This window comes from Crenalkalicoccus roseus (assembly GCF_004761865.1).
In the GTDB taxonomy this organism is placed as follows: domain Bacteria; phylum Pseudomonadota; class Alphaproteobacteria; order Acetobacterales; family Acetobacteraceae; genus Crenalkalicoccus; species Crenalkalicoccus roseus.
Genome location: NZ_SJDM01000001.1, coordinates 14,031 through 28,521 on the forward strand (window position 1 = coordinate 14,031; position 14,491 = coordinate 28,521).

At 75.1% G+C, this 14,491-nt stretch carries 8 protein-coding genes, 1 pseudogene and 1 riboswitch; of the genes and pseudogenes, 3 read left to right on the top strand and 6 right to left on the bottom strand.

The window, feature by feature from the left end; genetic code table 11:
- Positions 1–11: 11 nt before the first annotated feature.
- Positions 12–73, bottom strand: a riboswitch (Fluoride riboswitch).
- 728 nt (positions 74–801) lie between these two features.
- Positions 802–1,244: pseudogene (locus ET526_RS21815) on the top strand (transposase); the annotation flags it as partial.
- A gap of 162 nt (positions 1,245–1,406) precedes the next feature.
- Here the strand turns inward: ET526_RS21815 and ET526_RS21820 are convergent.
- The 6 genes from ET526_RS21820 to ET526_RS00110 all read right to left on the bottom strand — a co-directional run bounded on the left by ET526_RS21820 (position 1,407) and on the right by ET526_RS00110 (position 12,489).
- Positions 1,407–5,642 carry a calcium-binding protein gene (locus ET526_RS21820; protein WP_135465624.1) on the bottom strand — a complete coding sequence of 1,412 codons (4,236 nt, stop codon included), beginning with the start codon at positions 5,640–5,642 and terminating at the stop codon, positions 1,407–1,409.
- A 122-nt stretch (positions 5,643–5,764) separates the two neighbouring features.
- Positions 5,765–7,960: a hybrid sensor histidine kinase/response regulator gene (locus ET526_RS00090; protein ID WP_135465625.1), complete on the bottom strand. Its 2,196-nt coding sequence runs from the start codon at positions 7,958–7,960 to the stop codon at positions 5,765–5,767.
- Positions 7,961–8,066: 106 nt separating this feature from the next.
- Positions 8,067–10,937: a DNA polymerase I gene (gene polA, locus ET526_RS00095; protein WP_192898632.1), complete on the bottom strand. Its 2,871-nt coding sequence runs from the start codon at positions 10,935–10,937 to the stop codon at positions 8,067–8,069.
- Entirely contained in the window at positions 10,918–11,148 is a 231-nt protein-coding gene (locus ET526_RS00100; RefSeq protein WP_135465626.1) for a zinc-finger domain-containing protein, read from the bottom strand. The genes polA and ET526_RS00100 overlap by 20 nt, the downstream gene beginning before the upstream one ends.
- A 98-nt stretch (positions 11,149–11,246) precedes the next feature.
- Complete coding sequence (locus tag ET526_RS00105; protein WP_135465627.1) at positions 11,247–11,834, bottom strand: CoA pyrophosphatase; 588 nt, start codon at positions 11,832–11,834, stop codon at positions 11,247–11,249.
- 34 nt (positions 11,835–11,868) lie between these two features.
- Positions 11,869–12,489, bottom strand: a complete 621-nt coding sequence (locus ET526_RS00110) for a DUF1285 domain-containing protein (protein ID WP_192898633.1) — start codon at positions 12,487–12,489, stop codon at positions 11,869–11,871.
- A 111-nt stretch (positions 12,490–12,600) separates the two neighbouring features.
- Between ET526_RS00110 and ET526_RS00115 the strand changes: the two genes are divergently transcribed.
- Positions 12,601–13,617, top strand: coding sequence for an AAA family ATPase (locus ET526_RS00115; protein WP_135465628.1), 1,017 nt, complete (start codon positions 12,601–12,603; stop codon positions 13,615–13,617).
- Complete coding sequence (locus ET526_RS00120; protein WP_135465629.1) at positions 13,614–14,480, top strand: DUF58 domain-containing protein; 867 nt, start codon at positions 13,614–13,616, stop codon at positions 14,478–14,480. The genes ET526_RS00115 and ET526_RS00120 overlap by 4 nt, the downstream gene beginning before the upstream one ends.
- Positions 14,481–14,491: the final 11 nt, after the last annotated feature.

The following is a 14,491-nucleotide window of genomic DNA, read 5'->3' on the forward strand; positions in this document are numbered from 1 at the left end:
CGCGGTTGTTTCGCGCGGTAGGAGTCATCAGCCTCTGCGGCGGTTGAAGGGGGACCCCATCCCTTGATGCAGGTGACTCTGGTGATCGGCCGATCGGCCGTCAACAGCCGACTTTCCGAATGGACGGCTCCGGGGATGCATGAGGCTGTGCAGGCTGTTCACCGGCATCGGACGCAAGCTTCCCGAGTACGTCCCATCCGCATGGACCGGCGGGGAATGCTCGCTTCCGGCTCCTCTTGCCGCGCTACGGCGGCCCTTCGGGCGTCCCTCTCGCCCTTTCCTCTCCGAACCTTGTGTCTTGCTGCCGCGGCGGGGTGATGACGGCTCGGGGGCCCACTCCCTCGGGACGGCGCGATCCTGGGGCCGTTCCGAACCCCGGTGCAGAGACCGGCCCAAGCAGGGCCCGGATCGCCCTCTCCCATGGCTCGCGCGGTTGCCCGGCGCATGGCCCTACACACGCAGGGGAGGGAGGAGAGATGGCGGAACGAGACGCGTCGCCGGGATCGCTGCCGGCCAGGCATGGCCCGACGTCGCTTCATGGCCGGAAGGCGCAGGCATGCGCTTGACTGGCGATCCCGGCGGGCACCGGGCGCTGCTTGCCTGGCCGGTCCGGCAGCCCGCGCCCGCTTCCTCGACAGCCCCTGCGTCCGGCTCCTCTGCGGGGAAACCCAGGTCCGGCACGCCCCGCCGCTCGGTCGCTCCTCTGTGACACGCTGGCGCAGGCGCATCGGCGCCGAGCGGCTCGAACCGCTGCTCGCCGAGACGCTCGCCGCCCGCATTGCCCGGACCGAGCGCCTCACCGGCGTGCCGGTCAGCATTGGCTCGCTGTGGCGGTTCTTCGCGCGGCGGCGGATCACGCTGAAGAAAAGTCGGCGCACGCGGCCGAGCAGCGGCGCTCCGACATCCTGACGCGACGCCGGGAATGGTTCGAGGGGCAGCTCGATCTCGACCCGGACCGCCTGGTGTTCATCGACGAGACCTGGGCCTCGACGAACATGGCGTTCACCCGCGGCCAGGCGCCGCGCGGCGAGCGCCTGCGCCGCTATCGAGGCGGCCGGCGCGCGCCTGCTCTACCTGCCGCCCTGCAGCCCCGACTTCAATCCAATCGAGAACGCCTTCGCCAAACTCAAGGCGCTTCTCTGCAAAGCCACCGCCCGCACACAAGAGGCAGATGGGACACCATCGGTGAACTGCTCGATCGCTTCACCCCAAGCGAATGCCGCCACTACCTCGAACACTCCGGCTGCACGTTCGAGCAAACCGAAACTGCTCCAGCATCCACCATCCGCCAAGGCCTCCCAGCCGGGAACACGGTCTGGAGGCGCCGGTGCGCCTGCACCGGCTCGGACACCCGCGCCGTCGTCTGGCAGCCGCGGCGCGTTCGCCCGCCGATGCGCCGCCGCGGGTTAGGCCAGCAGGAAGTCGCTCGCCAGCAGCGCCGCCTTCTGGGTGTTGGCGAAGATGACGGTATCGCCCGGTGCAAGGTCGAGCACCACGTGCTGGTTCACCTGCCGCGCCGTGGCGAGAAGCTGCGCGGCGCTGGCGAAGCCGAAGCCCTCCAGCCGCACCTTGTCCAGGCGCGGCGTGAAGTCCATGATCCAGTCGCGGCCGTCGCCCGGGCGGAAGACGAAGACGTCCGCGCCGCCATGGCCGTAGAGCGTGTCGTTGCCGCGGCCGCCGATCAGCGTGTCGTTGCCCGAATGGCCGAGGAGCTGGTCGTCGCCGTCGCCGCCTTCCAGCCAGTCATGGCCGGCATTGCCGTGCAGCAGGTCGTTGCCGGGCCCGCCGAACAGCCGGTCGTTGCCGTCCTGGCCGAACAGCCGGTCATTGCCCTCGCCCCCCTCCAGCGTGTCGTCGCCCGGCCCGCCGAGCAGCGTGTCGTTGCCGAGGCCGCCGCGCAGCAGGTCGTGCCCCTGCTGGCCGAACAGCCGGTCGTCGCCCTCGCCGCCTTCCAGCGTGTCGTTGCCGAAGCCGCCGACCAGCGTGTCGTTGCCGCGGCCGCCGCGCAGCAGATCGTTGCCGTCATGACCGTAGAGACGATCATGGCCCTCGCCCCCGTCCAGCACGTCGTCGCCCTCGTTGCCGAACAGCGTGTCGTTGCCGGGCCCGCCGAACAGCCGGTCGTCGCCGGTCTGGCCGAACAGGCGGTCGTCGCCCTCGCCGCCTTCCAGCGTGTCGTTGCCCTCGCCGCCGATCAGCGTATCGTTGCCGGGGCCGCCGATCAGCAGGTCGTCGCCGGTCTGTCCGAACAGGCGGTCGTGGCCTCCGCCGCCTTCCAGCGTGTCGTTGCCCTCGCCGCCGATCAGCGTGTCGTTGCCGAGGCCGCCGAACAGCAGGTCGTTTCCCGCCTGGCCATGCAGCCGGTCGTCGCCGGCGCCGCCGTCGAGCGTGTCGTTCCCCGCCCCGCCCAGGATGTGGTTGGCCGCCTCGTTGCCGAGGATGCGGTTGTCGAGCGCGTTGCCGGTGCCGGAGATGGGCCCGGCGCCGGGCGCGAGCACCAGCGCCTCCACATGCGCGGGCAGCCAGTAGGGGAGGGAGGCGATCACGGTGTCCCAGCCCTCGCCCTCCTCCTCGATCACCCGGTCGCCGGGATGGTCCACGTAATAGGTGTCGTCGCCGGGGCCGCCGACCAGGGTGTCGGCGCCCGGCCCGCCGTCGAGCGTGTCGTTGCCGGCGCCGCCCGAGAGCCAGTTGCCGCCCGCGGCGCCGCGGAGGCTGTCGTCGAAGGCCGAGCCGATGGCGTGCTCGATCAGCACCAGCCGGTCGGTCCCGCCCCAGCCGTCCCGCGCCCAGCCGGCGGCGAGGTCCACCACCACCCCGGCGGGGTCGGCGCCGTAATCGGCGGTGACCAGCGTGCCGGGCGCCGGGGCGCGCAGCGTGTCGTCGCCGGCGAGGCCGCGCAGGAAGATGCGCATTCCCGGCACGGCGCGGCCGGTCAGGTCGTCGGCGAGGGGCGAGCCCCAGGCGGAGTGGATGTCCACCAGCGTGTCCCTGCCGCCCCAGGGGTCGGTGGCGGTGCCCGCCGCCAGGTCCACCACCGCCCCGCGCCAGGGCAGGCCGGCGGCGGCGCTGTGCACGTCGTAGAAGACGGTGTCGTGGCCGCCGCCGCCCACCAGCGTGTCGTCGCCCGGGCCGCCGGCCAGGCGCTCATCGGCCGCGGAGCCGCGGATGAGGTCGTTGCCGGCGCCGCCCACCGCAACGGTGATGCCGATCAGCCGGTCGGTGCCGCCGGGCTTCTCGGCGCGCGGCTCCAGCCGGAACAGGCCCGCCACCTCGGAAGCGAGGATGATGCGCACGTCGCCCGCGCCGACATAGCGGTACTCGTTGCTGCCGCCGCGGCCGTCGAACAGCTTGCTGCCCTCGGCGCCGGAGAGGAACAGGTCGTCGCCCGCCGAGCCCAGCACCGTGTCGTCCCAGGGCGAGGTGGCGGCGACGCGGCGGATGTTCACCAGCGTGTCGGTGCTGCCCCAGCCGTCCCGCGCCCAGCCGGCGGCGAGGTCCACGAACACCGCCGCCGGGCTCGAGGCGTAGCTCGCCTGCACGCCGCGGCCGCCATTGCCGATCAGGCGGTCGGCCCCGGCGCGGCCTTCCAGGCTGAGCACGTAGAAGCCCTCGCCCGCGGCGCTGCCGTCCAGCGTGTCGTCGCCCTCGGTGCCGGCGATGGCGTGGATGTCGCGCAGCGTGTCGGTGCCGCCACCCGCCTTGGTCACGCGGCCGGCGCCGGCGCCGGCGAGCACGGCGTGGACCGGGCCGGCGAGCCCGGCGTAGCTCACGGCGTTCGGCGCGCCCGCCCCGCCCAGGATCAGGTCGCTGCCAGGGGTGCCGAGGAAGGTCTCCGAGAGGCTGCCGCCCGCCAGCGTGTCGTCGCCCGGTCCGCCCGCGGGCGCGGCGGCGGCGCCGAAGCCGAGGAAGGTGCCAGGCAGGAAGTCTTCCGGCCCGATCGTCACCGGCGCCTCGGCCGCGCCGATCCGCACGACGAGGTCCGCCGCCCCCAGCGCGCCATCGCGGTCGAGGTCCAGCACCAGCCAGCCCCCGGCCGGCCGGCCGGCCTCGACCGCGGGTACCCAGAAGAGGTGGTAGGCCGCCATGCCGCCGAGCGGCTGGGCGGGCAGGCGCAGCCCGGCCGCGATCGCCGCCTGCGCGCCGAGGCTGCCGCCGAACACCAGCGGCAGGGCGAGCCCGTCCGGCCCGGCGAAGAGGCCGGTGGTGGCGCCCCTTCCGCCGCCGCTGCCCGGCCAGGCGTCGCTGATCCGCAGCAGGTCGCCCTCGGCGCGGCTGAAATCCACCACCACGTCCATGGCGGCGAGGGTGGACCAGGCCGCCTGGCCCATGCCCTGCAGCACGAAGAGGTCGGCGCCGGGGCCGCCGAACAGCGTGTCGGCTCCCGGCCCTCCCTCCAGCGTGTCGTCCCCCTCGCCGCCGACGAGCAGGTCGTTCCCCTCGCCGCCGAGCAGCAGGTCGGGGCCGGGGCCGCCCTCCAGGCGGTCATTGCCCTCCCCGCCCGCCAGCACATCCGCCCCCGCGCCGCCGAGCAGCGTGTCGTTGCCCGGGCCGCCATGCAGCGTGTCGAAGCCGGCGCCGCCCACCAGGCTGTCGTCGCCCGGCCCGCCATGGAGCAGGTCGTCGCCCTCGCCGCCGAGCAGGGTGTCGTTGCCGCCGAGGCCATGGAGGGTGTCCGCCCCCGCCGTGCCCGCCACCAGGTCGGAGGCGGCGGTGCCGAGCGTGGCGAAGGTGCCGGGCAGGAAGCTCTCCGCCGTGACCGTACCGCCGGCGGGAAGGTCCACCCGCGCCACCAGGTCCGCGGCGCCCAGCACGCCGTCGCGGTCGGCGTCGAGGATCACCCAGCCGCCCTGGCCCTGGGCGGAGGGCAGGAACCAGACCAGGTAGGCCGCCCCCTCCGTCCGGTCCGGCAGCGCCATGCCGGCCTCGGGCGCGGCGCGGGGGGCGAGGGCGCCGCCGAAGCCGACCGGCAGGGCGGGGCCGCCCGGGGCGGCGAAGCTCGCGGTGGCGAGCGGCAGCAGCGCGCCGGCGGCGGGCTGGGCCCGCAGCGCCAGGCGGTCGCCCTCCGCCGGGTTGAAGTCCGTGATGCGGTCCATCGCGGCGAGGGTGGAGCCGATCGCCTCCCCCGCGAGGTGCAGCACGAAGCGGTCCGCCCCCGGCCCGCCGGTGAGCAGGTCCGCGCCCGCCCCGCCGGCCAGGGTGTCGTCGCCCTCGCCGCCGAGCAGCGTGTCGTCGCCGGCCCCGCCCGCGAGCGCGTCGTCGCCCGCCCCGCCTTCGAGGCGGTCATGCCCCGCCCCGCCGACCAGGCTGTCATCGCCCGCGCCGGCGCGGACGGTGACATGCTCCACCCCGGTGATGGCCGCGCCGTCGAACCAGGTGACGAGGTGAGGGGCGAGGACGAACAGCGTCAGCCCGGCGGTGGCGGCCGAGCGGTCGAGCACCGCCCGGTCCTGGCCCGGGCCGCCATCCACCGTGTCATGCCCGGAGCCGGCGTCGAGCAGGTCGTCGCCGGCCCCGCCGAGCAGCAGGTCGTTCCCCGCGCCGCCGAGCAGCGTGTCCGCGCCCCCGAGACCCGCCAGCACGTCATCGCCCGGCGTGCCGGCGAGCACATCGTCGCCCGCCCCGCCCGTGACCGTCGCCATGCCATCCTCCGACCGGGCGCCCGGCGCGCCCCGCCGCGCGGCATGCTGGCGGCAAATCCTTGCCGGAGGCTGAGCGACGCGGCCGCCCCTGGGGCGTCCTCACCCGTCCGGGGGGATCCGCCCTACCCCACCTCCTCCGCGCGCCTCTCCAGCAGCGCGCGCAGGCGGGCGAGCAGCACCGCCTGGTCGTAGGGCTTGGCGAGCACCGCGAAGCCATGCTCCTCCCCGTCCGCCGCCAGGCCGGCATAGCCGGTGGCGAGCAGCACCGGCAGGCCGGGCCGGAGCTGCCGGGCCGCCTCGGCCAGCCCGATGCCGCTGAGCCCGCCCGGCATGACGATGTCGCTGAACAGCACGTCCACCCTCTCGCCCCGTACCAGCACGGCGAGCGCCGCCTGCCCGTCGGGCACGGCGATGACCTCGAGCCCGGCCTGGCGCAGCGCCTCCGCCATCACCGTGCGCACCCGCTCGTCGTCCTCGGCCATCAACACCCGGCCGCGCGCCGGGGGCAGGGCGCCCCCGGGGGCGGGGGGCGCCGGTGCCGCAGCGGCGGGGGCGGCGGAGACGGGCAGGTAGAGCGTCACCCGCGTGCCGTCGCCCGGCGCGCTCTCGATCGCCACATGCCCGCCGAGCTGGCGGACGAAGCCGAACACCTGCGACAGGCCGAGCCCGGTGCCCTTGCCGACCGGCTTGGTGGTGAAGAAGGGCTCGAAGGCGCGCTCGCGCACCTCGGGCGGCATGCCGATGCCGCTGTCGGCGAGGGCGAGGGCCACATACGCGCCCGGCCGGGCCTCGGCGTTGCCGGCGAGTTCCTCGGGGCCGAGCCGGACCAGCCGGCTGGTCAGCCGCACCTGCCCGCCCTGCGGCATGGCGTCGCGGGCGTTGATCGCGAGGTTGAGCAGCGCCGCCTCGAGCTGGGCGGCATCGGCCCGGCAGGGGGGAAGGTCCGGGGCGAGGTCCAGGGCCAGGGTCGCCACCTCGCCCAGCGCCCGCTGGATCAGGGGCGCGAAGCCGCGCACCAGCGCGTTGGCATCGAGCGCCGTGGCGTGCAGCGGCTGGCGCCTGGCGAAGGCGAGCAGGCTGGCGTTCAGCCGCGCCCCGCGGTCCACGGCGTCGCGCGCGATGCCGAGCAGGCGCCGCACCCGCTCGTCCGCGGCGGGGCCGAGGTGGCGCTCAAGCATCTGCACCGTGCCGAGGATGGCGGTGAGGAGGTTGTTGAAGTCGTGCGCGATGCCGCCGGTGAGGCGGCCGAGCGCCTCCAGCCGCTGCGCCTGGCGCAGCCCCGCCTCGGCGGCCTCGCGGCGCGCCACCTGCTCGCGCAGCTCGGCCAGCGCGCCGGAGAGCCGGTCCCGCATCGCCTGCTCCGAGCGCCAGCGCCGTGCCGCCAGCAGCGAGACGCCGCCGAGCGCGCCCGAGGCGAGCAGGCACAGCAGCCCCGTGAAGGCCAGGTTGGCCAGCCATTCCGCCCGGATCCGGTCGCGCGAGAGGCTGACGCCGACCACCAGCGGGTAGTCGCCGACCCGGCGGAAGGCCGTGATCCACTCTCCCCGCTCGCCGAGGCGCTCGACATGCGCGGCCTCGCCCGCCTCGCGCACGCCGCGCGGCACCGCGGCGGGGTCGGGCGGGGGGATCAGGTCGCTGTCGCCGCGCGGGTGGGTGGCCAGCGCCTGGCCGTCGGTGCGGAGCAGGGTGAAGCGCGCGCGCCCCTCCGGATCCATGGTGTGCCACTGCCGCTGCAGGTAGCTCGGCAGGATCGAGCCGAGGACGAGGCCCTCGAACCGCCCGTCCTCCGCCTCGCGGCGGCGCGCCATGACGAAGGCGACGCGGCCACTGACCCGCCCGAGCGCCGGCGCGCCGAACACCAGCCCCCGCTCGCCCGCGGCGGTGCGTTGGAAATAGTCGCGCCCGGCGAGGTTCGCCTCCGGCGTCGGCCAAGCAAGGCTGATCACCAGCAGCCGCCCCTCGGCGTCCACCAGGTGCAGCGCGGTGATCTGGTCGTGCGGCTCCTCGAGCGCGCGCATGTGGCGGTGGATCGCCTCTCCCTGGGCGGCGATCTCCTCCCGGCCGAGGCCGCGCACCCGGTCCTCGACGCGGTCGAGCACCAGGGCGTTGGTCTCGACCACCTTGAGGGCGTGCTCCCGCGCCACGGCCGAGAGGCGGCCGACGTCGCCGTAGGCCTGCGTCATCAGCCGGTGGTGGTCGAACCAGGCCCCGCCGGCAAGGAACAGCAGCGGCACGAGCAGCGAGGCGGCGAGCAGTCCGCGCAGCGAGAGCGGCAGGCGCGCGGGCTTGGTGCAGCCGGGGCCCTGTCCAGGATCCATTGTGTCCGTGTCCCCCAACTCGCGTCAGGGTGCCGCTCCCGGAGGCGTGATGCAACCTATACCGGTGCAAATGATGCGGTTACGCATTGCTAGCGCGGCGAGGGTGTCAGTGCGCCTCCGCCCAGCTCCGCCCGGTGCCGATCTCGACCGCGAGGGGAACGCGCAGGCTGGCCACCCCCTCCATCACCTGCCGCACCAGGGCGCCGGTGGCTTCGGCCTCCGCCTCCGGCACCTCGAAGACCAGCTCGTCATGCACCTGCAGCAGCATCCGCGCCGCGAGGCCGGCCTCGCGCAGCGCCTTCGGCAGCCGCACCATGGCGCGCTTGATCACCTCCGCCGCCCCGCCCTGGAAGGGGGCGTTGATGGCGGCGCGCTCCGCCCCGGCGCGGCGGGCCATGTCGCGGGCGCCGATGTCCTGGATCCACAGCCGCCGCCCGAAGGGGGAGCGGACGAAGCCGTGCGTCCGCGCCTCCTCCTTCAGCCGCTCCATGGTGTCGCGGATGCCGGGGTAGCGGGCGAAGTAGGCCTCGATGATGCCGCGCGCCTCCCCGGGCGGGATGCCGAGGCGGGCGGCGAGGCCGAAGGCGGACATGCCGTAGATGATGCCGAAATTGATCGTCTTGGCGCGCCGCCGGGCCTCGCGGTCCACCTGCCCGGGCGGCAGGCCGAAGATGTCGGCCGCGGTGCGGGCGTGGATGTCCTCGCCGCGCGCGAAGGCCTCGCGCAGCGCGGGCACCTCGGCGAGGTGGGCGAGCAGGCGCAGCTCGATCTGGCTGTAGTCGGCGGCGAGCAGGACATGGCCCGGATCGGCGACGAAGGCGCGGCGGATGCGCGCCCCCTCCTCGGTGCGGATCGGGATGTTCTGCAGGTTCGGCTCGGTGGAGGAGAGGCGCCCGGTGGAGGTGATCGCCATCGAGAAGTCGGTGTGCACCCGCCCGTCGCGCGGGTCGATCGCGGCGGCGAGGCCCTCCACGTAGGTGGATTTCAGCTTGGCGAGCTGGCGCCAGTCCAGCACCTTGCGGGCGAGTTCCACGCCCTGCGCCGCCAGCTCCTCCAGCACGGCGGCGTCGGTGCTCCAGGCGCCGGTGAGCTTGCTGCGCCTGCCGCCCGGCAGCTTCATCTCGTCGAACAGGATCTCGCCGAGCTGCTTCGGGGAGCCGATGTTGAAGGGCCGGCCGGCGAGGTCCTGGACCTCGCGCTCCAGCACCACGAGGCGCGCGGCGAAGTCCTCGCCGATGCGGGCGAGCTCGGCGCCGTCCACCCGGATGCCGGCGAGCTCCATGTCGCGCAGCACCGCGACCATGCGCCGCTCCACCTGCTCGTAGAGGGCGAGCGCCCCTTCGGGGCGCAGCCGCGGGCGCAGCACGTGCCACAGGCGCAGCGTCACGTCGGCATCCTCCGCCGCGTAGGCGGTGGCCTTGTCGAGCGGCACGCGGTCGAAGGGGATGCGGGCGCGGCCGGTGCCGCAGACCTCCTCGAACGGGATCGGGCGGTGGCCGAGATGGCGCACCGAGAGCTCGTCCATGCCGTGCCCGTGCCGCCCCGCCTCCAGCGCGTAGGAGATCAGCATGGTGTCGTCCACGGGCGCCACCGCGATGCCGCCGTTCTCCGGCCGGCACAGCACCTCGAGGTCGTACTTCGCGTTCTGCATCACCTTGAGGACCGAGTGGTCCTCGAGCAGCGGGCGCAGCGCGGCGATGGCGTCGTCGAAGGGGATCTGCTCGGGTGCCGCCGCCTCCGCCGCCAGCATGTCGGACTGCGCGCCGCCTCCGCCCGGCGCCGCGTGGCGCAGCGGGACGTAGCAGGCCCGCCCTGGCGCGGTGGCGAGGCAGAGGCCGACGAGGCGCGCGTGCAGCGCGTCCAGGCTGTCGGTCTCGGTGTCGAGGGCGACGACGCCCGTGGCCTCCGCTTCCGCGATCCAGCGCGCCAGCGCGTCCAGCGTCGTCACCGTCTCGTAGGGGCCGAAGGGCGCCTCCTGCGGCGCCGGCCGCGCCGCGGCGGCCGCCTGGGCGCGCACCGCGCCGTTGCGCGCGCGGCTCGCCGCGTCGCCGGACGCCTCGCCGAAGCCGAGCCGGGCGAGGATGCTGCGGAAGCCCTGCCGGCGCAGGAACGCCTCCAGCGCCGCGCGCTCCGGCGGCTTCGCCTCCAGCGCCTCGATCGGGGCGGGCAGCGGCGCGGCCTCGTCCAGCAGCACCAGGCGGCGGGAGATGCGCGCCTTCTCGGCGTTGGCGAGCAGCGCCTCGCGCCGCTTCGGCTGCCGGATGCCCTCCGCCTTCGCCAGCAGCGTCTCGAGGTCGCCGTATTCCCGGATGAGCTGCGCCGCGGTCTTCACCCCGATGCCCGGCACGCCCGGCACGTTGTCGGTGGCGTCCCCGGCCAGCGCCTGCACGTCCACCACCCTGGCCGGCGGGACGCCGAAGCGCTCCTCCACCTCCGCCTCGCGGATCGGCTTCTGCTTGATCGGGTCCAGCATCTCCACGCCGGGCCGGATGAGCTGCATCAGGTCCTTGTCGGAGGAGACGATGGTGACGCGCCCGCCCCGCTCGGCGAACGCCCTGGCGTAGGCGGCGATCATGTCGTCCGCCTCGAAGCCCGGCTGCTCGATCTTGCACACGCCGAGCGCGTCCGTCGCCTCGCGGATCAGCGCGAATTGCGGCACCAGCTCGGGCGGCGGATCGGGGCGGTGGGCCTTGTAGTCGGGGTAGATCTCGTTGCGGAAGGTGGCGCGCGCGGCGTCGAACACCACGGCGATGTGGCTGCCGCGGTGCTCGGTGAGGAATTTGGCGATCATCTGGGTGAAGCCGTAGACGGCGTTCACCGGCACGCCCTCCGGGTTGGTCATCGGCGGCAGGGCGTGGAAGGCGCGGAAGATGTAGCCCGACCCGTCCACCAGGATCAGGTGCTTCTGCCCCTCGGGCGTGACCGGCACCGCCTCCGCCGCCGCGGCGGCCGCGGCCTCAGTGGTGGTCGTCGCCACCCGCGCCCTCGCGCAGCACGTAGGTGATGGAGCAGTAGGGGCAGGTCACCTCGCGGTCCACGATGCGCAGCCAGACCCGCGGGTGGCCGAGCGCGGCCGGGCCGATCGCGCCGTCGCAGGGCACGGCGCGGGCCTCCACCTCGACGCGCTGGAGGGGCGTCACGCCCGGCGTCGGCATCGGCGTATAGCCCGTCATCCTGGGGTCGCGCATCGCTCTCCTCGTGCGGTGGGGGATGGGTCGGCACCATACCGGCCCGCCGCGCGGCGGGCCAGGGCGCCCCGGCCCGGGCGTTCGGCCGGCAAACGCCCCTAGTCCCGCAGCACCCGGGCGAGGTTGACCAGCATCGCCGCGGTGGCGCCCCAGATGTAGTGCCGCTCGTGCGGCCAGACCCAGAACTCGCGCATCACCCCCCTCCAGGCGGCGCGGCGCCGCTCCGGGGCGCGCGGGTCGAGCACCACGGAGAGGGGCAGCTCGAAGGGCTCCTCCACCTCCGCCGGGTCGGGGGCGAGGGAGAGCGGCGGGCGTACCAGCCCGACCACGGGGATGACGCGGTAGCCGGTGCCGGTCAGGTGGTCGGGCAGGCGCCCGACCAGCTCGGCCAGGCGGGGGTCGAGACCGACCTCCTCCGCCGCCTCGCGCAGCGCCGCCGCCTCCGGCGTCTCGCCCGCCTCGATCCGCCCGCCGGGGAAGCTCACCTGGCCGGCATGGGCGTTCAGCCGCGCCGAGCGCAGCGTCAGCAGCACCGACGGCTGCGGATGCAGCACGATCGGCACCAGCACCGCGGCGGGGATCGCCCGCTCCGGCGCGAGGCCGTGCGCGTCGCTGCTCGCGCCGGGGGCGGCGCGGGCCAGGGCCTGCGGATCGGCAAGGCGCGCCGCGATCTCGGCCGCGGTCATGGCTTGGGGCGCCGGGCGGCGCCGGGGCGCGCGCTCACTCCGCTGCGGCGCCGACGGCGCTCACCTCGTCGATCGGGAAGAACACGCCCTCGCTCCAGACGCCGAGGACGTCGCGCCCCCCCACGCGCTCGGGCTGGGCCAGCGCCACCATCTCGTAGAAGACGGCGCGGTTGATGCGGGCCTCGAGGCCGGGGCGGATGGTGATGTAGGGGCGCGGCTCGCGCGTGCGGGGGTCTATCTCGACGCGGATCGGATGCTCGGCGTTCGCGGTCACGATCTCGTCGAGATTGGTGCGGAAGGAGAGGCATTGCTGGGGCTTGCCGTCGCCGCAGTCGCAGTCCCGCCAGCACATCTCGACGGCGATGAAGGGAGCGTCCTCCACCTCGATCCGCCCGCGCTCGACCGGGGTCTCCAGCACGTAGGAGCCGTCCGCGTCGCGCTTCAGCACGCTGGCGAAGAGGCAGACCAGCTCCTTCCGGCCGATCGGGCTGCCCTTGTAGTACCAGGTGCCGTCGCGGCCGATGCGGATGTCGAAACGGCCATGGTCGTGCCGCCTGGGCCTTGTTCCCGGCGGCGCCGGCAGGCTCCTGGCCGTCATCCGCTGCGCCAAATTCGCCTCCCCGTTCACCGCTTTTTCCGCGCCATGGCTGGGCATGGGACAGTTGCCTTCCACATATCGAGCGACGCCGCGCGTCCCTGGCACGGCCCGCGGACCGCGGCGGGCCGCGCCGAACGTACCGGCACGCATATAGGGAGCATGGCAGGCATGGTTGAAGTGCCCGGGCACGAAGGGACGGCCGGCGGCCCCGCCGCCCTGGTGGCGGAGGTCGAGGCCCTGGGCGAGCGGCTGCGGCGGGTGCGGGAGGCGGTCGGCCAAGTCATCCTCGGCCAGCAGGAGGTGGTGGACCAGACGCTGATCACCCTGCTCTCGGGCGGGCACGCGCTGCTGGTCGGCGTGCCGGGCCTTGGCAAGACCAGGCTGGTCGAGACGCTGGGGGTCGTGCTCGGCCTCGACGCCAAGCGGGTGCAGTTCACCCCGGACCTGATGCCGGCCGACATCCTGGGCTCGGAGGTGCTGGAGGAGACGGAGGGCGGGCGCCGTGCCTTCCGCTTCATCAGGGGGCCGGTGTTCTGCCAGCTCCTGATGGCGGACGAGATCAACCGCGCCTCCCCCCGCACCCAGTCGGCGCTGCTGCAGGCGATGCAGGAGCAGCGCGTGGCCATCGCCGGGGAGGCGCACGCCCTGCCGAGCCCCTTCCACGTCCTCGCCACCCAGAACCCGATCGAGCAGGAGGGCACCTACCCGCTGCCCGAGGCGCAGCTCGACCGCTTCCTGCTCGAGGTCGAGGTGCACTACCCCGACGAGGCGGCGGAGCGGGCCATGCTGCTCGCCACCACCGGGGCGCGGGAGGCGCGCCCCGCGCAGGCGATGACGGCGGCGGAGCTGATCGCCGCCCAGGGGCTGATCCGCCGCATCCCGGTGGGCGAGAGCGTGCTCGACGCCATCCTGAGGCTGGTGCGCGGCGCCCGCCCCGAGGGCACGGCGCTCGAGACGGTGCGCAGGAACCTGGCCTGGGGCCCGGGGCCGCGGGCGGCGCAGGCGCTGATGCTGGCGACGCGGGCGCGGGCGGTGCTGGACGGGCGCCTCGCCCCCTCGGTCGAGGACGTGCTGGCGCTGGCCGAGCCGGTGCTGCGCCACCGCATGGCGCTGAACTTCGCCGCCCGCGCCGACGGGGTGCGCCTCGGCGAGGTGATCGGCGCGCTGAAGGCGCAGCTCGCGTGACCGCCCCGCTGCACCGCGCCGAGGCGCTCAGCGCCCGCCTCCCCCCGCTTGTCGTCGCCGCCGAGCGCGTCGCGGCGACGGTGCTGCAGGGCGTGCATGGCCGCCGCCGCGCCGGGCAGGGTGACGCCTTCTGGCAATTCCGCCCTTTCCTGCCCGGCGACCCCGCGGCGCGGGTGGACTGGCGGCAGAGCGCCAAGTCCGACCGCCTGTTCGTGCGCGAGACGGAGTGGGAGGCGGCGCAGACCGTGGCCCTCTGGCGCGACGCCTCGGCCTCCATGGAGTGGCGCTCCGGCCCGGCCGTGCCGACCAAGCGCGAGCGGGCGGAGCTGCTGCTGCTCGCCCTCGCCTCGCTGCTGCTGCGCGGGGGGGAGCGGGTGCGGCTGCTCGGCGGGCCGGGCCGCGCCCATGCCGGACGCGCCGGGCTCGCAGCGCTGGCCGAGGCGGTGGCGCTGCGCGGCGCCGGGGCGGCGGAGAGCCTGCCCCCGCCCGATCCCGGCCTGCCGCGCCACGCCCGCGCCGTGCTGTTCGGCGACTTCCTGAGCCCGCTGCCGGAGATCCAGGCCATGGTCGCCGCCCTCGCCGCGCGCCCCGTGCGCGGCCACCTGGTGCAGGTGCTCGACGCGGCCGAGGAGACGCTGCCCTATCTCGGCCGCGTCCGCTTCGAGGGGCTGGAGGCGGAGGAGCCGGCGCTCGTCCCCCGGGTCGAGGGCGTGCGGGAGATGTATGCCGAGCGGCTGCGCCAGCACCGCGCGGGCGTCGCCGCCATCGCCGCCGCGGCGGGCTGGCGCTTTCTCGCCCACCGCACCGACCACCCGCCGGAGCAGGCCCTGCTGGCGCTCTGGGTGGCGCTGGCGCCGGACTGATCCGGACACAA